The organism is Polynucleobacter corsicus, assembly GCF_018688255.1.
Taxonomy (GTDB): Bacteria; Pseudomonadota; Gammaproteobacteria; order Burkholderiales; family Burkholderiaceae; genus Polynucleobacter; species Polynucleobacter corsicus.
The window spans coordinates 846691-866415 of sequence record NZ_CP061314.1; the positions used below are offsets into that span (position 1 = coordinate 846691).

The 19725-nt window shown below is 44.2% G+C and carries 24 protein-coding genes; 14 read left to right on the forward strand and 10 right to left on the reverse strand.

Features of this window, described 5'->3' with window-relative positions; translation table 11 throughout:
* Positions 1 to 12: 12 nt before the first annotated feature.
* The 8 genes from glmM (at position 13) to phoR (ending at position 8096) form a co-directional block, all read left to right on the forward strand.
* The gene (gene glmM, locus C2747_RS04375) at positions 13 to 1356 is read left to right on the forward strand and encodes a phosphoglucosamine mutase (protein ID WP_215332727.1); all 1344 of its coding nucleotides are present in this window, start codon (positions 13 to 15) and stop codon (positions 1354 to 1356) included.
* Positions 1357 to 1470: 114 nt separating this feature from the next.
* On the forward strand, positions 1471 to 2493 hold the full coding sequence (gene pstS / locus C2747_RS04380) for a phosphate ABC transporter substrate-binding protein PstS (protein ID WP_215332729.1): 1023 nt from the start codon (positions 1471 to 1473) through the stop codon (positions 2491 to 2493).
* Positions 2494 to 2580: 87 nt separating this feature from the next.
* Positions 2581 to 3570 carry a phosphate ABC transporter permease subunit PstC gene (pstC, locus tag C2747_RS04385; RefSeq protein ID WP_215332731.1) on the forward strand — a complete coding sequence of 330 codons (990 nt, stop codon included), beginning with the start codon at positions 2581 to 2583 and terminating at the stop codon, positions 3568 to 3570.
* The gene (gene pstA / locus C2747_RS04390) at positions 3567 to 4433 is read left to right on the forward strand and encodes a phosphate ABC transporter permease PstA (RefSeq protein WP_215332733.1); all 867 of its coding nucleotides are present in this window, start codon (positions 3567 to 3569) and stop codon (positions 4431 to 4433) included. The genes pstC and pstA overlap by 4 nt, the downstream gene beginning before the upstream one ends.
* A gap of 56 nt (positions 4434 to 4489) precedes the next feature.
* Positions 4490 to 5281, forward strand: coding sequence for a phosphate ABC transporter ATP-binding protein PstB (gene pstB / locus C2747_RS04395; RefSeq protein WP_215329723.1), 792 nt, complete (start codon positions 4490 to 4492; stop codon positions 5279 to 5281).
* 12 nt (positions 5282 to 5293) lie between these two features.
* Entirely contained in the window at positions 5294 to 6001 is a 708-nt protein-coding gene (phoU, locus tag C2747_RS04400) for a phosphate signaling complex protein PhoU (protein ID WP_215306659.1), read from the forward strand.
* Positions 6002 to 6022: 21 nt separating this feature from the next.
* Positions 6023 to 6736, forward strand: coding sequence for a phosphate regulon transcriptional regulator PhoB (phoB, locus tag C2747_RS04405; protein WP_215332735.1), 714 nt, complete (start codon positions 6023 to 6025; stop codon positions 6734 to 6736).
* Positions 6737 to 6797: 61 nt separating this feature from the next.
* A complete protein-coding gene (gene phoR / locus C2747_RS04410; RefSeq protein WP_215332737.1) occupies positions 6798 to 8096 on the forward strand; it encodes a phosphate regulon sensor histidine kinase PhoR in 1299 nt (432 codons plus the stop codon).
* Between the two features lie 15 nt (positions 8097 to 8111).
* Here phoR and C2747_RS04415 read toward each other — a convergent pair whose 3' ends face one another.
* The 4 genes from C2747_RS04415 to C2747_RS04430 all read right to left on the reverse strand — a co-directional run bounded on the left by C2747_RS04415 (position 8112) and on the right by C2747_RS04430 (position 9099).
* Positions 8112 to 8327, reverse strand: coding sequence for a hypothetical protein (locus C2747_RS04415; protein WP_215332739.1), 216 nt, complete (start codon positions 8325 to 8327; stop codon positions 8112 to 8114).
* 85 nt (positions 8328 to 8412) lie between these two features.
* Positions 8413 to 8643 (reverse strand): MgtC/SapB family protein, encoded by a 231-nt coding sequence (locus tag C2747_RS04420; RefSeq protein WP_215332741.1) that lies wholly within the window; start codon positions 8641 to 8643, stop codon positions 8413 to 8415.
* Positions 8644 to 8660: 17 nt separating this feature from the next.
* A complete protein-coding gene (locus C2747_RS04425; protein ID WP_215332743.1) occupies positions 8661 to 8879 on the reverse strand; it encodes an MgtC/SapB family protein in 219 nt (72 codons plus the stop codon).
* Between the two features lie 28 nt (positions 8880 to 8907).
* Positions 8908 to 9099, reverse strand: a complete 192-nt coding sequence (locus C2747_RS04430; protein WP_285896675.1) for a CorA family divalent cation transporter — start codon at positions 9097 to 9099, stop codon at positions 8908 to 8910.
* 58 nt (positions 9100 to 9157) lie between these two features.
* Between C2747_RS04430 and C2747_RS04435 the strand changes: the two genes are divergently transcribed.
* The 3 genes from C2747_RS04435 (at position 9158) to C2747_RS04445 (ending at position 12259) form a co-directional block, all read left to right on the forward strand.
* Entirely contained in the window at positions 9158 to 9340 is a 183-nt protein-coding gene (locus C2747_RS04435; protein WP_215332745.1) for a hypothetical protein, read from the forward strand.
* A 36-nt stretch (positions 9341 to 9376) separates the two neighbouring features.
* Positions 9377 to 11128, forward strand: a complete 1752-nt coding sequence (locus tag C2747_RS04440; protein WP_215332747.1) for an alkaline phosphatase — start codon at positions 9377 to 9379, stop codon at positions 11126 to 11128.
* Positions 11129 to 11242: 114 nt separating this feature from the next.
* On the forward strand, positions 11243 to 12259 hold the full coding sequence (locus C2747_RS04445; RefSeq protein WP_215332749.1) for an alpha/beta fold hydrolase: 1017 nt from the start codon (positions 11243 to 11245) through the stop codon (positions 12257 to 12259).
* A gap of 7 nt (positions 12260 to 12266) precedes the next feature.
* On the opposite strand, the gene C2747_RS04450 is transcribed toward C2747_RS04445, so the two are convergent.
* Both C2747_RS04450 and C2747_RS04455 read right to left on the reverse strand, forming a co-directional pair.
* Positions 12267 to 13235 (reverse strand): hypothetical protein, encoded by a 969-nt coding sequence (locus C2747_RS04450; protein ID WP_215332751.1) that lies wholly within the window; start codon positions 13233 to 13235, stop codon positions 12267 to 12269.
* Positions 13236 to 13655: a hypothetical protein gene (locus tag C2747_RS04455; protein ID WP_215332753.1), complete on the reverse strand. Its 420-nt coding sequence runs from the start codon at positions 13653 to 13655 to the stop codon at positions 13236 to 13238.
* 114 nt (positions 13656 to 13769) lie between these two features.
* On the opposite strand from C2747_RS04455, the gene C2747_RS10590 reads away from it, so the two are divergent.
* Together C2747_RS10590 and ppx are read left to right on the forward strand one after the other, a co-directional pair.
* Positions 13770 to 13979, forward strand: coding sequence for a GDCCVxC domain-containing (seleno)protein (locus C2747_RS10590; RefSeq protein ID WP_285896681.1), 210 nt, complete (start codon positions 13770 to 13772; stop codon positions 13977 to 13979).
* A 125-nt stretch (positions 13980 to 14104) separates the two neighbouring features.
* Positions 14105 to 15616, forward strand: coding sequence for an exopolyphosphatase (ppx, locus tag C2747_RS04460; protein ID WP_215332755.1), 1512 nt, complete (start codon positions 14105 to 14107; stop codon positions 15614 to 15616).
* Between the two features lie 3 nt (positions 15617 to 15619).
* Here the strand turns inward: ppx and C2747_RS04465 are convergent, their stop codons facing one another.
* The 4 genes from C2747_RS04465 to C2747_RS04480 all read right to left on the reverse strand — a co-directional run bounded on the left by C2747_RS04465 (position 15620) and on the right by C2747_RS04480 (position 18819).
* The gene (locus C2747_RS04465; RefSeq protein WP_433915512.1) at positions 15620 to 16351 is read right to left on the reverse strand and encodes a GNAT family N-acetyltransferase; all 732 of its coding nucleotides are present in this window, start codon (positions 16349 to 16351) and stop codon (positions 15620 to 15622) included.
* Between the two features lie 222 nt (positions 16352 to 16573).
* On the reverse strand, positions 16574 to 16975 hold the full coding sequence (locus tag C2747_RS04470; protein WP_215332757.1) for a diacylglycerol kinase: 402 nt from the start codon (positions 16973 to 16975) through the stop codon (positions 16574 to 16576).
* 9 nt (positions 16976 to 16984) lie between these two features.
* Positions 16985 to 18013, reverse strand: a complete 1029-nt coding sequence (locus C2747_RS04475; protein ID WP_215332759.1) for a glycosyltransferase family 4 protein — start codon at positions 18011 to 18013, stop codon at positions 16985 to 16987.
* Positions 18010 to 18819, reverse strand: coding sequence for a UDP-2,3-diacylglucosamine diphosphatase (locus C2747_RS04480; RefSeq protein ID WP_215306684.1), 810 nt, complete (start codon positions 18817 to 18819; stop codon positions 18010 to 18012). The genes C2747_RS04475 and C2747_RS04480 overlap by 4 nt, the downstream gene beginning before the upstream one ends.
* A gap of 84 nt (positions 18820 to 18903) precedes the next feature.
* Here C2747_RS04480 and C2747_RS04485 point away from each other — a divergent pair, with 84 nt between their 5' ends.
* Positions 18904 to 19689: a lysophospholipid acyltransferase family protein gene (locus C2747_RS04485; protein WP_215332761.1), complete on the forward strand. Its 786-nt coding sequence runs from the start codon at positions 18904 to 18906 to the stop codon at positions 19687 to 19689.
* The last annotated feature ends 36 nt before the right edge of the window (positions 19690 to 19725 follow it).

Sequence of the window (19725 nt, forward strand, 5' to 3'; positions counted from 1 at the left end):
ATAATCAAGCTCATGAAAAAACAATACTTTGGTACTGACGGCATCCGCGGTGAAGTAGGGCAATTTCCGATTGTTCCAGAATTCATCACGCGCCTTGGCTATGCTGCAGGCATAGTACTGAGTAGCCAGGCAAAGCCTGGAGAGCGTTGCAAGATTTTGATTGGTAAAGATACCCGTGTATCAGGTTACTTATTAGAGGCGGCTTTAGAGGCAGGCTTTGCTGCCGCAGGCGTCGATGTGATGCTATGTGGCCCAATGCCAACCCCCGGGGTTGCTTACCTTACTAAAGCATTGCGTTTATCTGCCGGTGTAGTCATTTCTGCTTCACACAATCCTTATCAAGATAACGGTATTAAATTCTTCTCTGCGGAAGGTGGCAAGTTAAGCGATGAGTTTGAGTTGGCTATTGAAGCCGAGCTCGCCAAACCGATGGGCTGTGTCAGCTCAAAAGAATTAGGTAAAGCATTTCGTATTGATGATGCTACCGGTCGTTATATTGAGTTCTGTAAATCTACTTTCCCTGGAGAACTCAATCTCAAGGGCATGAAGTTGGTTGTGGATTGCGCACATGGTGCTGCGTACCATATCGCTCCCCATGTCTTTCATGAGCTGGGTGCAGAAGTCATCTCGATTGGTGTGAATCCGGATGGCCGCAATATTAATGATGGCTTTGGTGCTACAGCCCCCGCCGCAATAATTGCGAAGGTTAAAGAAACCAAAGCGGATCTCGGTATTGCCTTAGACGGCGATGCCGATCGTTTGCAAATGGTCGATGCTTCTGGCCGACTATTTAATGGCGATGAACTCCTATACGTTCTGGCAAAAGACCGGATTGATCGAGGCCAAGCCATCGGTGGGGTAGTTGGTACCTTGATGACGAACCTTGCTGTTGAAAATGCCATCAAAGGCTTGGGAATCGGATTTGAGCGCGCCAATGTAGGCGATCGTTATGTCTTGGAGTTACTCAAACAAAAAGGCTGGATTATTGGTGGTGAAGGATCGGGGCACCTGCTTTGCTTAGATCAACACTCAACCGGTGACGGCACTATTGCCGCATTGCAGGTACTGGCAGCGATGAGTCAGACCAAGAAAAGCTTAGCTCAGCTCCTAGATTCCGTAAAGCTCTTCCCGCAAGTGCTCCTCAATATCAAGTTCAAGCCTGGTTATGACTGGAAGTCCGATCAGACCCTTAAGTCCCAGGTAAGTCAGGTAGAGAGCGACCTCAAGGGGACGGGTAGGGTGCTGATCCGTGCCTCAGGCACAGAACCCGTCCTACGGGTCATGGTTGAAGCTCAAGATGGCACTCTAGCCATGAGTGCGGCTCAGAGTATTGCCGACCTCGTGCCAAAATTATAAGTAATTGATTTAATTGAATTAATTCCAATTAAAATGCTTGTCACAAAAGAGTCATACATACATCGTATCGTCTCCCTATCGCAATGTTGCGTATTTTTTCGAGGAACGATTCAAATGAACTTATTTTTGAAAAAAGCGTTAGTAATTAGCGCGATTTCATTTGCCCCGGTTGCATTTGCAGCGGACATGACGGGTGCTGGCGCAACATTCCCATACCCAATTTACGCTAAATGGGCTGAAGCCTACAAAGCAAAAACCGGCTCTAACCTGAACTACCAATCTATTGGATCTTCAGGCGGCATCAAGCAAATCAAAGCAAAGACTGTGGACTTCGGCGCATCCGATAATCCAGTGAAGTTCGAAGATTTAGAAAAAGATGGCATGGTTCAGTTTCCAGCCATTATTGGCGGAGTAGTGCCTGTCATCAACGTAGAGGGTGTGAAGCCCTATGAGTTGAAGTTATCGCCAGACACCTTGTCTGATATTTTTCAGGGCGTTATTACTAACTGGAATGACAAGCGCATTGTGTTGAATAACCCCGGTATGAAGATGCCTGACTTGCCAATTACTGTAGTGCATCGCGCTGATGGTTCAGGAACGACTGCAATTTTTACAAACTACTTGGCTAAAGTTAGCCAGAATTGGAAAGATGCAGTCGGTGAAGGCGCTGCTGTTAAGTGGCCTGCCGTCTCATCCGTTGGCGGTAAGGGTAATGAAGGTGTTGCTGCAAACGTATCTCGCGTTAAGGGTGCTATTGGATATGTTGAGTATGCGTACGCCAAGAAAAATAAAATGACTAGCGTGTCCATGAAGAACAAGGACGGTCAATTTGTTCAGCCTGATGACATCACTTTTGCTGCTGCAGCTGCGGGTACAGATTGGTCTAAGATTCCAGGTATGGGTACATTCATTACTAACGCTGCTGGTGCTAAATCATGGCCAATCACTGGTGCATCTTTCATTCTCTTGTACAAGAATCCAGAAAATAAGTCTAATGCTGCTGAAGTGATCAAGTTCTTTGACTTTGCATTCAAAGATGGCAAGAAGATGGCTGAAGACTTGGATTACGTTCCAATGCCTGACGTTACAACAGATTTCATCCGCAAGAATGTATTTGCTAAAGTAGTAACTAAATAAGGTTGAATGATTAAGATTTCTTAATCATTACTGAATAACAGCTCCACCACAAGTGGGGCTGTTTCAATATTTAAATAAGCGCAATTTATGATTGAATCGACTCAGTCTCACGCAGCTCCGACGCCCCAGGCGCTACGCATTGCTAAGGTACAGCGTATTCAAGACTTTCTGTTTCATGCGATTACCCAATTTTTTGCTTTATCGGTACTCATTGCGCTGATCGGCATCATCATTTCACTCATCATTAACGCTTGGCCGGCACTCGATAAATTCGGTATTGGCTTCTTCTTCACTAAAGAGTGGGATATTGTTAATGGCGAGTTTGGTGGATTAATCGCCATCTATGGCACCATCGTTACCTCTTTCATCGCCTTGCTCATTGCAGTACCTTTAAGTTTTGGTATTGCAGTATTTTTAACAGAGTTATGCCCAAGCTCCCTACGTAGACCTCTAGGTACTGCAGTTGAACTACTTGCTGCTGTTCCTTCCATCATCTACGGTATGTTTGGCCTCTTCATCTTTGCTCCTTTGTTTGCTGATTACATCCAGCCTGCATTAGCTGCTACCCTAGGTCAAATTCCCGGTCTTGGAATTCTATTTTCTGGCGCATTTAATGGTATCGGCATTCTTTGTGCTGGACTCATTTTGGCAATGATGATTTTGCCTTTTATCGCCTCAGTAATGCGTGATGTATTTGAAATCGTCCCCCCAGTTTTAAAAGAGTCTGCTTACGGTATTGGCTGCACTACTTGGGAAGTCGTTAAAAATGTCGTTCTTCCTTACACCAAAGCAGGTGTTATCGGAGGGATCATGCTGGGATTAGGCAGGGCGCTTGGCGAGACTATGGCTGTGACCTTTGTGATTGGTAATGCCCATCGCTTATCCCCATCATTATTTGCTCCGGGTAATTCAATTGCTTCAACGCTCGCTAACGAGTTTGGCGAAGCTGAATTAGGGCCTCATTACTCCTCTTTGTTTGCTTTAGGTCTTGCGCTATTTATGATCACATTCGTTGTGCTAGCTATCGCAAAGTGGATGCTCCTGAATATGGAGAAGAAACAGGGATTGAAAACATGAACGGTCTCTCAAATATTGATCCTGCGATTTTTGCCAAGCGCAAGCGTGCCAACAAAATTGGTCTAGTACTTTCTACTGGTGCCATGGTTTTGGGAATGGCATTTCTCTTATGGATTTTGAGCATCCTCTTTATTAAGGGATTCTCATCAATCAATCTTGACGTCTTTACCCAAAGCACTCCTGCGCCTGGATCTGAGGGTGGCGGTTTAGCAAACGCGATCCTTGGAAGTCTAATGATTGTTGCAAGCTGTACCTTAATTAGCACACCAATTGGAGTTCTTGCCGGTTTATACCTCTCTGAGTATGGGGATAGAAGTAAGGTGGCTTCAATAACCCGGTTTGTTACTGACATCATGCTTTCAGCGCCATCTATTGTGATTGGTTTGTTTGTATATGCGATCGTAGTAGCGCAAGTACGGCATTTTTCTGGCTGGGCCGGTACGATTGCCTTGGCCTTAATTGCAATTCCAGTGGTGGTACGCACGACAGAGAATATGTTACGCTTAGTTCCAGGAAGCTTGCGTGAGGCTGCCTATGCCTTAGGCACCCCGAAGTGGAAAGTTGCTTTCATGATTACGTTGCGGGCTGCCCAAAGCGGTGTTATCACTGGCATCTTGTTGGCTCTTGCCCGCGTGAGTGGTGAAACAGCTCCACTGCTATTTACCGCCCTGAACAACCAATTCTTCACAACCAACATGAATGCACCGATGGCGAACTTGCCAGTGGTCATTTTCCAGTTTGCAATGAGCCCATATGACAACTGGGTTGACCTCGCCTGGGCAGCTGCTTTGTTAATAACATTTGCAGTGCTTGGATTAAACATTCTTGCGCGCGTTGTCTTCCGTGAAAAAGTGCAAAGTTAATGGCCAATATGAAAACAATGTTTGACTTAAATACAATCGATAGTCAAGGAAACAGAATGAACGACACTACCAATATGCAAGAAGCCAAAGAGGTCAAAAATGCGCTTGAAGTGCGCAATCTTAATTTCTTCTATGGATCTTTCCAGGGCTTGAAGGACATCAATTTAGACATCGAAGAGGGCAAGGTTACTGCATTCATCGGACCATCCGGCTGCGGAAAGTCGACCTTATTGCGCACTCTAAACCGCATGTATGACTTGTACCCGGGTCAACGCGCTGAGGGTGAAATTAACTTCTACGGCCAGAATACTTTAGAGCCTGGGCAGGACCTCAATTTACTGCGCTCAAGAATTGGTATGGTTTTTCAAAAGCCAACTCCATTCCCAATGTCTATCTACGAGAACATTGCTTTTGGTGTGCGTCTTTATGAGAAGCTTTCACGTTCTGAAATGGATGAGCGTGTAGAGTGGGCCTTAAATAAGGCTGCATTGTGGAATGAAGCCAAAGACAAATTAAACCAAAGCGGTTTATCTCTCTCCGGTGGTCAGCAGCAACGTTTATGTATTGCTCGTGGCGTTGCCGTTAAACCTTCCGTAATTTTGCTAGATGAGCCTACCTCTGCTTTAGATCCCATCTCTACAGGTAAGATTGAAGAGTTAATTAATGAACTGAAGCATGAGTACACGATTGCGATTGTTACTCATAATATGCAGCAAGCCGCTCGTGTATCGGATTACACTGCCTATATGTACCTAGGAAGCCTAATTGAGTTCGGCAAGACAGATGAAATCTTCATCAAGCCTAAGCGTAAAGAAACAGAAGATTACATTACCGGTCGTTTCGGTTAATTGGAGAAATATATGCCAGATAGACACCTTTCGTCACAGTTTGACGCGGACTTAAATTCACTTTCTAGCCGCTTGCTGGAAATGGGCGGACTCGTTGAGTCTCAGATTTCAACGGCTATGCGCGCTTTCACGCAAATGGATATTGATACCTGTAATGTAGTCATCCAGAATGAAAAGCTCGTAAATGATCTCGAGATTCAGATTGACTTAGCCTGTACAGAATTAATTGCTCGTCGTCAGCCTACGGCGCGTGATCTTCGCCTCGTCATGGCTGTTTCAAAAGCGATTACCAATCTTGAGCGTGCCGGCGATGAAGCTGAGCGCGTTGCGAAGAGAACGAAGCGTTTAATCGAGGCTGGAGCCACCCACAATATTAACGTTGCCGAAATTCGTTTATCTGGACAAATGGCCATTTCTCTCTTGCGCCGTAGTTTGGATGCTTTCGCAAGGTTAGATACCGTTGCTGCTGCAGAAGTAGTGCAAGAAGATCGCCAAATTGATGAAGAGTTCAGAGGCTTTGTGCGCAAACTGATTTCATACATGATGGAAGACCCCCACACAATTTCAACAGGACTGGATATGTTGACTATTGCAAAGGCGATTGAGCGCATTGGCGATCATGCGAAGAATATTGCTGAATTCGTGATTTATATTGCTAAAGGCTCTGATGTGCGCCACATCCCTCATGAGGATTTGGTTCGCGAGGCAAATAAACCGTAACCAATCAAAGCGGAATTTCAGATGACTCACCGAATATTGATTGTTGAGGATGAGCCTTCGATTGCTGAGCTTATTGCAATCAACCTGACTCACGCAGGCTACGAGGTTGAAAGAGCCCTCCAGACTGATCTTGCTATGAATATCATGCGAGATAAGCTTCCATCTCTTCTCATTTTGGACTGGATGCTTCCTGGAAAGTCGGGCGTTCAGTTTGCAAAAGAGCTACGCTCGAATGAGCGTACCCGTTCCTTGCCCATTCTGATGCTAACAGCTAAGAGTGATGAGTCCGATAAGGTTCTCGGCTTAGATTCTGGTGCCGATGACTACGTTACTAAGCCTTTTTCACCTAAAGAGTTAGTCGCACGCGTGAAGGCGCTTTTACGTCGCCAAACCCCATTAGAAGACTCTGGACCTTTGGCTGTGGGCCCATTACGAATGGATCCACTTTCTCATCGTGTGACAGCTATTTGGCCCAATATGGATCCTCAATCCATCCCATTAGGGCCTACCGAATATCGCCTACTTCAGTTTTTGATGGCCAATCCTGAGAGGGTGCACTCACGGGCAAATTTGCTCGATAAGGTCTGGGGAAATGAGGTCTATATTGAGGAGCGGACGGTCGATGTTCACATCAAGAGGTTAAGGGCGGCTCTAGCTCCTGCTGACTCTGATCGCTATATAGAGACGGTTCGTGGAAGTGGTTATCGAATTACCAAGATGCCGACCCAGACCTAATTAGAATCAAGCTCTAAATGGGTTTTTGGATCCATTTGAGCAGATGCTCTAATATTGTCGAATGTTATCCGTCATTTCTCGTTTTATTGTGCTGATTTGCCTGGCTTTCCTTGCGGCATACGTTGCATCTTCCAATTTGGGTCCCTTTTCAGGGGTGGCGGCGGCGATCTCTGTGCTTTCAGTGCCATTGATTTATTCCTACATCAATTTAGCCCGTTTAAGAAAATTCACCTTATCTGATTCTGTTGAATCTATGCCGTTACCAAGCGGCTATTGGGAGGAAATCTTTTTTCGCCTTCAGCGTTTAGTCCGCAATCTCAAACAACAAATACTATCTATTGAGAAACAGCACAATCGTTTCATTGAGGCTTTTCAAGCCTCTCCCAATGGCATTGTGATGCTGGATAGTGAAGATCATATTGAGTGGTGCAATGGTATTGCTGAGCGTTTCTTTGGCTTGAGTTTCAAGCGTGATGCGCTTCAAAAGATTAATTTTTTGATTCGACGCCCTGAATTTATTCAGTATTTATATAAGAGGGCCTTTGAAGATCCATTATTAATGGAGAGAATGGGGTCAAACTCTAATCTGAGTTTGATGTTGCAAATTTTCCCATTCGGTGATCAACGACATCTTTTGCTTGTGCAGGACGTAACCGATCTTCAGAGGGCTGATGCAATGCGACGTGATTTTGTAGCAAACGTTTCGCATGAAATGAGAACGCCAATTACTGTTTTGATGGGTTTTCTAGAGACTATGCAGTCGCTTGAATTAGACAGATCCCAGCAAAGTCAATATTTTGAAATGATGATGTCTCAGGCTCAGCGAATGAAGAGTTTGGTGGAAGACTTGTTGACCCTGGCCAATCTAGAGTCAAACACCTTGCCTGCTCCAATACAAGAAATCAGCATTACTACTCTGATGGCACTGTTGAAGAATGATGCAGAGGCACTTTCTCAAGGTCATCATATCCTTAGCTTTGAGATCTCAAATTCAAATAACTTGATGGGAGAGGAGCGGGAGATTCACTCTGCCTTTGGCAATCTAGTTTCCAATGCTATTCGTTACACACCAGACACCGCCTCAATTAAGGTGCGATGGAGCGTAAATGAACATGGTGAGGGCGAGTTTTCAGTTGTTGACACAGGGCCGGGTATTGCATCGGAGCATCTATCTAGATTGACTGAGCGCTTCTATCGCGTGGATAGAAGTCGGTCAAGGGATACTGGAGGAACTGGTTTGGGATTGGCGATCGTCAAGCATATTGCAAACCGCCATCAAGCCCAGCTCATCATTGCTAGTACGCCCGGACAGGGCAGCACTTTTACTCTTCGATTTCCTAAGGAGCGTATTTCAGCTTAAGGGTACTGATATTGCTTAGTCCTTCTTATCTTTCTTATCCTTCTTTTCTTTTTTCTTCTTAGATTCTTTCGGCAGCTTATCTAACTTACCGTTGGCATACAGGCACCACACCTTGATTTCCTCAAGTAGCTCAGTTAAGTCTTCATAAGATAGATTTTTAAAGTCTTGTAGGCCAATAGCACCAGACTCTTGTAGCTGTTTTACAGCATCTTCATATTTGTATTCGCTCATGGATGTCCGGGTAAAAGTAATTAGAACGGAGATATGCTAGCAAAGTAATATGACAAAACTGCTTTTTTCGCATTCAGAAGGGCATTTAATCTGGATCAGAGGAGATTTCGGATTTATGTTTAATGCCCATAATCCGCGCTAAGAGTCTTTCTAGCGGGCCTCCTATTACGAGGGCTAGTAGGATTGCGGCAAGTGATAGTCCGCCTAATGCCAGCTCGCCAGCCCCAAATGCTGCCGATACTAGGGCGCAAGACCAGATACTGGCTGAGGTTGTCAGCCCACGAACCCGTTGCGAGCTTTGTTCTCGAATAATCACACCAGCACCTAAGAATCCTAAACCGGTTGCAATACATGACTGAGTGCCTGGGCATCAATCTGGCCTAGGTGTCCAATAGACATCACAGCGGTTGCAGATCCTATGGAGACAAGCGAATGGGTTCTAATGCCAGCAGATTTATGATGAATCCATCGATTAAGACCCAAAATGGTGCCTGCAAGCAGTGCTAGCAGAAGTCGTAATGCCGTTTCACCATAAAGGTTCCAAAGTTCCATATTTTTAACTAATCCCGCAGTTTGAGTATTAAATGATTTTTTTAGATTTCAAAAGCAATAAATACAGCACCATCCTAATCCAGAGGGATTCTTTGTTGCCTGACAGATCCTCAATATTCATCCCCATAATGCCGCTTAGTAGTGCCATAGGCAAGAAGATCATGGTCGTCGCTGGCAAGACCTGGAGATTTCTTGCGTTGCATTCACCTTGGAATTGCAATTAATCTGAAATATTTCCCCCTTAAGATAAGAAACTGGAACACTTATTGGGAAATATCATGAATCATCATGGCGACGTCAACTTATCCACTATATTTCGGCTCAATCTCGATGCACATGCGCAAGATGGTACAAATATCAAGCAGGAATTTCTCAGTGAAAAATATGAAAATACTGAGCACTCTGCCAGCGTATTTCTCGTTGACCAAAAGTACGCTCTCAATATTGACGAGCTTATTTAAATATTAAACTGCCAACTCTTTCCTAAGAAATTACCTATGCCCACCATCAAAGTTGCCTACCCAATTTTATTTATTACCTTTCTTCTTCAGGCAATTTGGGTTGAGGCTGCAGCTATTTATCCAATTAACAAGGCTTCGATTCTTGTTGGATCTTCATTTGATATCAAAATTGAATTTGATCAAGAGCATAAATTAGAGGATTTAGATATTCAACTCAATAATGCGTCCATCAAGGCGCAGATCAAGTCACAGCCAATCTATATCGCAAATGAATCGGGCAAAGGAAGTTCCCTCATCTATCGAGACGTTCAGCTAGCAAAGCCTGGTCAATATTCTCTGATTGCTAAAGGGGGTCAGGAAAGTATCCAAGTCACTTGGGATATCTATGCAAGCGGTCCTCGAAAAGTAAAAAATATCATTCTTTTCGTGGGTGATGGTATGACTATCGCCAATAGAACCTCTGCACGTGTTTTATCTAAAGGGATAGTCGAAGGTAAGTACCAGGGTAAGTTGTCATTTGATGACATGCCTAATATGGCGCTAATCGGCACATCAGGCTCTGACTCACTCATTACCGATTCTGCAAACTCGATGAGCGCCTATACAACCGGTCATAAGACTGCTGTGAATGCTATGGGCGTCTATGTTTCAAGAGCATCAGACAATTTGTCCCATCCTAAGGTAGAAACCATCTCTGAGTTAATCAAGCGTAAAACCAACATGTCAGTTGGCATTGTTTCTGACTCTGAATTACAGGATGCAACTCCAGGTGCCATGGTGTCACATACCCGTAGGCGTGCAGACAAGTCGTATATTGCCGATCAACTATTTGCTAGTGGGGCGGAGGTTATTTTAGGTGGAGGCTCTGCCTACTTTTACCCGCAGTCTGCTGAAGGGTCTAAGCGCAAGGATGATAAAAATCTGGTATCCCAATTCGAAACTTCGGGATATGCCATTGCTTTAAATAAGCAAGAGCTATTGGCAGCAGGTGATGCTAAGGAAACTAAAAAGCTATTTGGGGTATTTCATCCGGATAATATGGATGGATCCTTGGACCGTTTTTTCCTAAAGAAAAATACAGTAGCGCAATATCCAGATCAGCCTGATTTAACAGAGATGACGCAAGCGGCAATCAATGTCTTATCCAAAAATCCGAACGGCTTTTTCTTGATGGTTGAGGCTGCCTTAATTGATAAATTTAATCATCCCTTAGACTGGGAGCGGGCTGCTTTTGACACCATCATGTTGAGTAATGCCGTACAAATTGCAAAAGATTTTGCAAAGAAAAATCCAGATACTCTCATTATTGTTACCCCTGACCATACTCATAGCGGTTCAATCAGTGGCGTTGTAAATGATGCTAAACCAGGACCCCTAAGGGAAAAGGTTGGGGTATACGCAGATGCGGGCTACCCAAATTATCCCAAAGCAGATGTGGCAGGCTATCCAAGTCAGATTGATGTCAGCAAGCGTTTAGCCTTCTTCTATGGGAGCTACCCCGATCACTATGAAACGCTTCATCCAAAACTAGATGCTACGTTTAAGCCGGCAGTGAAAGATGAATCTGGCAAGTATGTTGCTAACCCTAAATATATCCAGCAACAAGAAGATGCTATTCATATGCCTGGTAATCTGCCTTCAAACCAAGAGGTTGGGGTTCACACGGCCGATGACGCAGTGCTCAATGCCATGGGGCCCGGATCTGAAAAGTTCAGGGGATTCATGGATAACACTGAGGTATTTAAGGTAATGGTTGAAACTCTCGGTCTGGGTTATTCCAAGCGTTAGCGAGTAAATTTAACGTTACCTTCAATTTATTGATGCATAGCTATTATTCAATGCCTTTGTAGTTCACAATGAATACTAACAAGTAATCTCTTGTTATGAATGGACTTGGCCTTAATGAAAAGAAAGTTATACGATTCGCTGGTAGATTTAAGACTTACGGTTTCTAAAGTCCTTGGGTTTACTCAAGAGATCAAACACATCACCCCAGTCACCACAGCAGAGAAGTTTGGGTTTGTGCATGAGCTCTTTCATAAACCCTCAGAAGTCCTTGAGCTAGTTCCCAAAGAAGAGCCTATTCGGCCTCAGGTGCTTGCAAAGTCAAAGATAGACCTTGCTCTTCCAGAGACTCGACATTTTGATATTGTGGATGAGGGGGGCAGCAGAAAGCTCGCCTACAGCATTTCCGGAAATACGAATGCAGAAAAAATACTACTTTGTTTGCCTGGCCTCTTGGAGACCAAAGATTCCTTTAGCGTATTGCATAGCCATTTTTTAAGATTTGAAGAATGCAAAGTAGTTAGCGTTGATTTTCCTGGGAGAGGGGATTCTGAGTCCATTGCCTTGTCTCAAAACTACACCATGTCTCTCTATCTATCAGACATTCAAAGCCTCATCAAGATGCTGTTGAGTAATCATCCATCGAGTACTCAATTTACCATTTTGGGCACTAGTATGGGTGGTGTATTAGCTATGTACTTAACGCAGTCACTGGGAAAAAGAATTTCCGAAATTATTCTGAATGATATTGCCTTAACTGTAAATTGGACCGCCCTCTATTCTTTATATAAATCAATGAAAAATGAAGTTGGTTTTAAAGAAGTCAAACAATTGGCAAAAGATTTGAGGGTGGATGAGAGAGCATTTGCAGATGTCCAGTTACCAGGCCACTTTGATTTAAGTTACAAAGCCGATGTATGGGGAATGAACTTTCATGAGGCAATGGAGGGCTACAAAGGAAAGGTGGCGCTTATTTATGGCGCCGACTCAAAGGTATGTACATGCGAGCGAGTACGCTCTGCAAAGGCTGTAATACCAAGATTAATTACATTCGAGATCGAGAATGCAGGGCACCCGGTGCCATTTACGCTCCAGGTTTGTGAGTTTATTCAGCAACAGATGAAACTTAAGTAAGCTATTGCTAGTTATTTTCTTTGAGAATAATTGGTTTGAAGCTAAAGGGTTGCTCTTGCGCAGGATTCACCTGAACTTCAACGGCTTGTACTTGTTCAGCCCCCATCACCTGAAGTCGTAATACATTTTCTAGGACCCTTTTTTGATTCTTGCGATAGAGGGGCTGATCAATGATAAGCCGATGACTATCACCATGAATCAATAGCACCGGTTTATTAAAAATCTCTGACTTTGATATGAAGCTCTCTAAGGTATCACGATAGCCACTATCGCTACTCGTCAATTGGCTAGGTTGGTAAAACATATCGGCTTGATAGGCAAAGATAATGCCCTTCAAGTTTCTTTGGGTGGCTAAATTAAATGCTTGATCGATCCATGCTAAGTTAGCTTGATTTCTATCTTGATATTCTTTGATTGCAGACTCTGAGCCTTCATTATTATTATTCGAGCCAGGTATATGAATGCTGACAAACAGAAAATTATTTTTGATCCAGTAGGCATTCTCCACATATTTAGAGTACTTTGTGTCAACATCTGCTTGCCTCTGGAGGCGGATTGTATTTTTACCCAAGCTTTGATTGGTATTAAAAAATACTGATCTAAGAGCTTCTAGTCTTTCAAGTGGATCATAGGCACCGGCTAATGGTCGGTGGCAGTCTGTCCATTCGTTATCCCCTGGACTGTAAATCAAAGGTGCTTTAAAGCTTGAAAAATAGGTTTTGATAATTTGGTTGTGAGCATCACTACAGAGTGATGAGCCAGATTTTGTATCCCCAATAAATATACTGAAGCTGGGGTTTAGTTGGTTTATTTCAGTAATTAAATTTTCAAAGCGTTGAAAATCCTGAGGTAGTGAGTAGGGCATATCCCCTAGAGCAATGAACTTAAAGCTCTGGCTGATAGCAGCTGTTGAAAAGCTTGCTATGAAGATAGTGAGAAAAAATATGCTGAAGCGTAGTGCTTTAAAAGATTTCATTTATTTATATTGCTCAGGTTCATCATTGATTTCTTTGATCTCTAGCTCACCAAAGATATACGTATTTTCTCCTATTTCCTTCCAGCCTAGATCCTGAAAGACATGCACGTATTCCCCAGAGAACTTTTTTGATTTGCCATAGAAAATATCCGTTAGCTCATCTTGCTCATCTTCATCAACGGTCTCAGAAAAGTAGATTACCTTCTCCCCATCATAAGTCTTGCTGATTTCAGCCCCAGGAATATCGGCAATACAAATCCCTATTTGAGCTTGATAGTGACTGATGAACTTTGGCTTGGTAGGGGTAGTGATGGAACCCAGCTTCCAGACAGTTCCACATTTAATTTCTTTATTCTGTTTTTTAAAGATGTATCTTTGGACTAGAGAGCCCATTTCGAGGGGGATAATTTGATACAGCATCTCATATCTCCTATAGTGAATCTGAGCCTTAATCATGCTCCTAAAGTATGACGATTCGATGAAGATCGGTCGATCTGAATGAATGTCTTCATTCTGTAATAGTTCCAGTTCATGATGAGGTCTGTGAATACAGTACTTACAACTATTACCTGCCCCGATTGCTGTGGACAAGAAACCCTGGAAATCTCACAAGGCTATTCTCAGCATTTGTATCGCTGCCCAAGCTGCAGCACCATTCTGAAGCCCAGATCAGGAGACTGCTGCATTTTTTGCAGCTTCGGAAGCCAAGATTGCTCTAATGCGGAGCAAAATTTAGCTGCTTAGGCCACTACCCAGTAGACTAGGGTCTCGTTTCATGAATGTGTCATTAGAGTTTCATAAAATAGACATATTTAAGTAAACCTGCTTCTATTGGAAATGCTGTGGCCTTACATCAAAATAAATCCTTAATGAATGCAACTGACCTTGTCGCTGCAGTAGACCTTGGCTCGAATAGCTTTCGTATGCTGGTTGCCCAAGTCGTTAAGACACCCTCGGGTACTCAGCTTCGTCCGATTGATACCTTGCGTGAGTCTGTCCGCCTGGCTGCGGGCTTAACTGACAATAAATTATTAGGTAATGATGCTTATCAGCGAGGCATAACCGCAATTCGGCGCTTTGGTGAGCGTATTCGGGGATTTGATCCTGCTAATGTGCGGGCTGTTGCTACCAATACCTTACGAGTAGCCAAGAATGCACCTCACTTTATCCAAGAAGCTGAGGAGGCCTTAGGTTTCCCCATTGAAGTGATCGCAGGCGTAGAGGAAGCGCGCTTGATCTATATTGGTGCCGCCCATGAAGTGCCAGCAGTGCAAGGCAATCGTTTGGTGGTAGATATTGGTGGAGGCTCTACTGAGCTGATCATTGGAAAAGGTTACGAGCCCAGATTGATGGAAAGCTTGTATATCGGATGTGTTTCTCACAGCCTGAGGTTCTTCCCTAAGGGCAATATTGATTCTCATGCCTTCAAAGAAGCGGAGCTAGCCGCTAGACGAGAAATTCAGGTCATTTCTGGGGCGTATCTGAATGCTGGCTGGAAGCAAGTGATCGGCTCTTCAGGAACCGCACGCGCTTTAGCGGAACTCATTGCGGCAAATAACTTCAATGACCAGAAAGATGGCTCCGATGGCTTGATTACCCGTGATGGCTTAAGAGCCATGAAAAAGCATCTGCTTAAATATGAGCACATCAATCAGGTCGAGTTACAAGGCCTCAAGGACGACAGGCGCTCAGTTTGGCCCGGCGGCCTTGCGATCATGATTGCTGTATTTGATGAGCTCGGTATTGAGTCTATGGAGGTCACAGATGCTGCTTTAAGAATCGGTGTCCTTTACGACCTATTAGGCCGCTCTCAGCATGAGGATATGCGCTTTGTAACAGTTGAGCAATTTATGCAGCGTTACGCTGTAGATCGAGAACAAGCTAAGCGCGTTGGCAATCTAGCTGCTGAGTTTTTGGCGCAGTTACCTAGGCCTGATGAAGAGAGTAGGGCCGATAACATCGCTTTATTGCAATGGGCCGCTAATCTTCATGAAATCGGCTTATCGATATCACATAACGGATATCACAAACATTCTGCATACATTGCGGGTAATGCTGATATGCCGGGTTTCTCAAAAAACGATCAGGCTAGATTAGCCGCCTTACTCATTGGTCATACCGGTAAGTTAGGAAAGTTAGCGAATAACGCCTCTTTCTCTGATTGGCGAATGTTATTTTGCATAAGGCTTGCACAAGTACTTTGCCGTGGACGAAGTGATATCAACTTACCCAAAGTAAAAGTCTCGGAGCATAGCGGAGACTACCTGGTTAGCCTCTCCAAAGACTGGGCTAAAGAGCATCCATTAACAGAGTTTAGCCTTCAAAAAGAAGCGGCCGAATGGAAACGTATCGGCCGACCTTATAGCATTAGCTTGAAGTAATGCTTACAACCCTAGGAAATGCTTTGCGTAACGAGGATTGATTTCTGATAGACGTAACATGGTCAATACATCTGCTGTATTGAAATCTGGATCCCAGGCCGGTGCGCTGCAAATTTTAGCGCCCAACTTTAAATAACCCTTGATCAAGGGTGGGGGATCAACATCTAAGCCGCCATTGAGTCGCTCCAGCGGCAAGGGTAAGCGAGGAAAAGCATGATTCTCAACTGGCGCCATTTGATCATTGCTTAGTGAGTTGTATAAGCTGGCTGCAAAATGACCGCCGTCACCCATTGGGATGCTGGCACAACCGAGCATGATTTCATAATCGTGTTTTTGCATATATTGCGCTAAGCCGCTCCACAAAGCCATGATGACTGCGCCAGAACGAAAGTCTTCGTGCACGCAAGATCTACCGAGCTCAACTAACTTGGGGCGCAGGTGATCCAAGCGACTTAAATCAAACTCTGAGTCTGAGTAGAGACGTCCAATCTCCAACGCTTTGTGCGGAGGGAGTACGCGATAGGTGCCGACCACCATTAATGACTCCTGATCACGTATCAATAAATGATCGCAATAGGCATCAAATTCGTCAATGTCGAGGTTTTCTGGATTGCTTGGAAGCTTTGCCCCCATCTCTTCTGCAAATACCTTGTAGCGTAGGCGCTGTGCTTCTTTAATCTCACTCGCATTACTAGCCCAAGTAATTTGAAGAGCAGGGCGCTTTGGCTTAGCAATTACCTTCTCAACAACTGGCTCTATGGCCCTAAGCTCAGCTCTGGCTTTAGTGGCAAATTTCTTACCAAATAACTTCTTTGCAATTTTCTTGGAAAAAAGTTTTTTGATCGCTTCAGTTTTACTCTTTTTAATCTTCTTTGGCTTTACTTCAAAGCGAGAATTAAAGAGATCAAATGCAGCAAGGGGGTTTGGAATATCGGACATAGTGTTCCTTAAGTGTTGCTAATGAATGACAAAGGGTATGCAAATCGTTGCCCACAATAGGGCAGAAATGAGTAGGGCGAGCATGACTGCAGCTGAGCCAAAATCTTTAGCTCTTTTCGAAAGATCATGGTGATCAAATGAAATGCGATCGATCGCTGCCTCAACGCTAGAGTTCAGTAGCTCAACCACTAAAACCAGGATGAGCGATGCAATGAGGGCGCATTTCTCAAGCGGGCTAATTGGCAAGAAAAGAGCAATAGGGCTCAGCACCACTAGCAGGAAAAGCTCTTGTCTAAAAGCACTTTCCTCTTGAAATGCATAGACTATGCCGCACCAAGAATTCTTGGCTGCATGCCACGCACGCGTGAGGCCACGGTTACCCTTATGCGGGTTTTGCTTAATGTTGTAAGGTGCCGTCAAAATAAATTCTTAAGCGAGGGCGGTAATATGAACCGCTGTGGAAGGTACCGGCTGTAGATGATTAGCAAACTGCTCAGACGCCGCTCTCCAAGAAAACTTCTCAGCATGGGCTCTAGCAAGTTCACGAGGAATCTTCAGGGCTTGCATACAAGCCACTCGAAGATCTTCATGCATTGCACCAGCAGCAGAGTTGCCTAAAACATCAATTGGACCAGTCACTGGATAGGCTGCCACGGGTGTGCCACAAGCCATAGCTTCTAAAATTACTAGACCAAAAGTATCGGTTTTGCTTGGGAAGACAAAAACATCAGCGGCGGCGTATACCTTAGCCAACTCTTCTTGCTGTAATACGCCTAGGTAATTGATGTTGGGGTATTTTTCTTTAATACCGGCCATTGCAGGACCATCACCAACAACCCATTTGGAGCCTGGTAGATCTATCTCTAGGAAGGCGTTGATATTTTTCTCAACGGCAACGCGACCAACATATAAGAAAATCGGGTGAGCGCTGTTGAGAGATTTAGATTCTTGCATTTTGAAGATATCCAAATCCACGCCTCGTGACCACAGCACAACATTTTTAAGCCCGAACTTCTCAAGATCATCTTTTACAACAATGGTCGGTGCCATCACCGCCATCGATGGCCCATGAAACCAACGAATAAATGCATAAGTAATGCTCAGAGGAATTCCAGTGCGGGCTTTGACATACTCAGGAAAACGAGTGTGATAGGCCGTAGAGAATGGCAAATTATTTTTTACAGCATAAGAGCGAGCTGATAATCCTAAGGGACCCTCTGTAGCAATATGCATTGCATCTGGTGCAAATTCTTTAATACGGCGAGCCACTTCCTTGCCGGGAAATAAGGACAGAGCAATATCAGGATAGGTAGGGCAGGGAATGGACCTAAAGCCAGTCGGGGTAATCATTTCGACTTCATGACCCATGCCGATAAGTTCAGCTCTAGTTTGTTTGAGCGTTCTCACAACACCATTGACTTGCGGATCCCATGCATCAGTAATGATCATAATTTTCATACGGTAACCTCTTTAATCAGTGTTGCAAGCTCAGGTTGGAGGGTAATTTCAGGTACTTCTACTGGATCACCGTGAATATGGGTCCAGTAGATAATTTTGAGTTCACCAGTTGTGGTCTCGACTAGAGCTGATAAGCTTTCGACCCAGTCACCATCGTTGCAATACAACAGGCCATCGATTTCACGAATTTCTGCTTTATGGATATGGCCGCATACGACGCCATCACAATTTCTGAGGCGGGCTTCTCTAGCCATGATGTGCTCAAAGTCCGCTATGTAGCTAACAGCATTTTTTACTTGATGCTTAAGATATTGGGAGAGAGACCAGTATTGCAGTCCCATCTTGACGCGCAACATATTAAAATAGCGATTGATATATAAAATAAAGGAATACAGCGAGTCGCCGACATAGGCAAGCCATTTGGCGTATTGCATGACACCATCAAATAAATCGCCATGGGTTACCCAAAGCTTACGTCCATCTAGGGTCGTATGTATGACTTCTTCTTGAACCTTAATATCGCCAAAAGACATGCCAAAGTACTGCCGAGCTGCTTCGTCATGGTTGCCAGGAATGTAAATGACTTCAGTACCCTTACGGGCTTTGCGCAATAACTTTTGAACCACATCATTGTGACTCTGTGGCCAATAAAATGACTGCTTCAAACGCCAGCCATCAATAATGTCTCCCACCAGGTAAAACTGATCGGCTTCATTGTGTTTTAAGAAATCAAGGAGGTAGTTTGCCTGACACCCTGATGTTCCGAGGTGTACATCTGAAATCCAAATCGCTCTGTAATGCGTCATGAGTACGTATTAAGCCGATTTATTATGAAGAGCTCATGACACTTTTACGACAGTTTGATGACTTGATTTATATTACGGCTAGATATGAAGCATTCCCAACTAAGCCCCACCCCAAAACTCACCTCAACCCCGAGTAGTTGGCTTCGCTATTGGATCTGGATGCAAATCCTGTCACATGTGATTTGCGGAGTTTGCACGCTATCTTTTCTTTTCCCCTTCCTCAATCGAGATCAGAAAGACCGCCGCATACAACGATGGTCTAAGAAATTATTAAAAATCTTCCATATTCAGTTACGAGTAATAGGTGCCGAGAAATTGTCCTCTAACCCTTATTTGTTGGCATCAAATCACATCTCCTGGTTAGATATTCATGTAATCAATGCATTTAAGCCGGTCCGTTTTGTCGCTAAATCGGAAGTGCGGGGCTGGCCTGTATTTGGATGGATGGCACAGCAGCTAGGTACCGTCTTTATCCGCAGGGATAGTGCACGCCATGCGAGACAGGTAGTAGACCAGATGGCTCAGGTTCTCAAAGTAGAGTCGGTCTGTATTTTTCCCGAAGGCACTTCCACCTCCGGAGAGTTGGTATTGCCGTTTAAGCCCAATTTATTTGAATCAGCCATCCAAGCTCATGCGCCAGTCTTTCCGATAGTCATTGCTTATCGGTCTAGGTCCACGGGTCTGAGGAGTGATGCTCCAGCCTTTATTGGAGATATGGGCTTACTGGAATCGATGTCCAATGTCATTGCTAGCCGGGATATAGAGGTGCATTTAAACCTAATAGAGCCCTATTTAATGAGCAATACAAGCAATTCGGATCGCAAGGAGCTCGCTCTTTATTGCCAAGAGGCTATTAGTAAAACCTTATAAACAGCATATGTAATAAAAGTGTCATATCCTAGAGGT

What these genes read in the sequence shown, in the direction of transcription:
- glmM (WP_215332727.1), top strand. Translation starts at nt 13, where the DNA reads ATGAAAAAACAATACTTTGGTACTGACGGCATCCGCGGTGAAGTAGGG.
- pstS (WP_215332729.1), top strand. Translation starts at nt 1,471, where the DNA reads ATGAACTTATTTTTGAAAAAAGCGTTAGTAATTAGCGCGATTTCATTT.
- pstC (WP_215332731.1), top strand. Translation starts at nt 2,581, where the DNA reads ATGATTGAATCGACTCAGTCTCACGCAGCTCCGACGCCCCAGGCGCTA.
- pstA (WP_215332733.1), top strand. Translation starts at nt 3,567, where the DNA reads ATGAACGGTCTCTCAAATATTGATCCTGCGATTTTTGCCAAGCGCAAG.
- pstB (WP_215329723.1), top strand. Translation starts at nt 4,490, where the DNA reads ATGAACGACACTACCAATATGCAAGAAGCCAAAGAGGTCAAAAATGCG.
- phoU (WP_215306659.1), top strand. Translation starts at nt 5,294, where the DNA reads ATGCCAGATAGACACCTTTCGTCACAGTTTGACGCGGACTTAAATTCA.
- phoB (WP_215332735.1), top strand. Translation starts at nt 6,023, where the DNA reads ATGACTCACCGAATATTGATTGTTGAGGATGAGCCTTCGATTGCTGAG.
- phoR (WP_215332737.1), top strand. Translation starts at nt 6,798, where the DNA reads ATGTTATCCGTCATTTCTCGTTTTATTGTGCTGATTTGCCTGGCTTTC.
- C2747_RS04415 (WP_215332739.1), bottom strand. Translation starts at nt 8,327, where the DNA reads ATGAGCGAATACAAATATGAAGATGCTGTAAAACAGCTACAAGAGTCT.
- C2747_RS04425 (WP_215332743.1), bottom strand. Translation starts at nt 8,879, where the DNA reads ATGGAACTTTGGAACCTTTATGGTGAAACGGCATTACGACTTCTGCTA.
- C2747_RS04435 (WP_215332745.1), top strand. Translation starts at nt 9,158, where the DNA reads ATGAATCATCATGGCGACGTCAACTTATCCACTATATTTCGGCTCAAT.
- C2747_RS04440 (WP_215332747.1), top strand. Translation starts at nt 9,377, where the DNA reads ATGCCCACCATCAAAGTTGCCTACCCAATTTTATTTATTACCTTTCTT.
- C2747_RS04445 (WP_215332749.1), top strand. Translation starts at nt 11,243, where the DNA reads ATGAAAAGAAAGTTATACGATTCGCTGGTAGATTTAAGACTTACGGTT.
- C2747_RS04450 (WP_215332751.1), bottom strand. Translation starts at nt 13,235, where the DNA reads ATGAAATCTTTTAAAGCACTACGCTTCAGCATATTTTTTCTCACTATC.
- C2747_RS04455 (WP_215332753.1), bottom strand. Translation starts at nt 13,655, where the DNA reads ATGCTGTATCAAATTATCCCCCTCGAAATGGGCTCTCTAGTCCAAAGA.
- C2747_RS10590 (WP_285896681.1), top strand. Translation starts at nt 13,770, where the DNA reads ATGAGGTCTGTGAATACAGTACTTACAACTATTACCTGCCCCGATTGC.
- ppx (WP_215332755.1), top strand. Translation starts at nt 14,105, where the DNA reads ATGAATGCAACTGACCTTGTCGCTGCAGTAGACCTTGGCTCGAATAGC.
- C2747_RS04475 (WP_215332759.1), bottom strand. Translation starts at nt 18,013, where the DNA reads ATGAAAATTATGATCATTACTGATGCATGGGATCCGCAAGTCAATGGT.
- C2747_RS04480 (WP_215306684.1), bottom strand. Translation starts at nt 18,819, where the DNA reads ATGACGCATTACAGAGCGATTTGGATTTCAGATGTACACCTCGGAACA.
- C2747_RS04485 (WP_215332761.1), top strand. Translation starts at nt 18,904, where the DNA reads ATGAAGCATTCCCAACTAAGCCCCACCCCAAAACTCACCTCAACCCCG.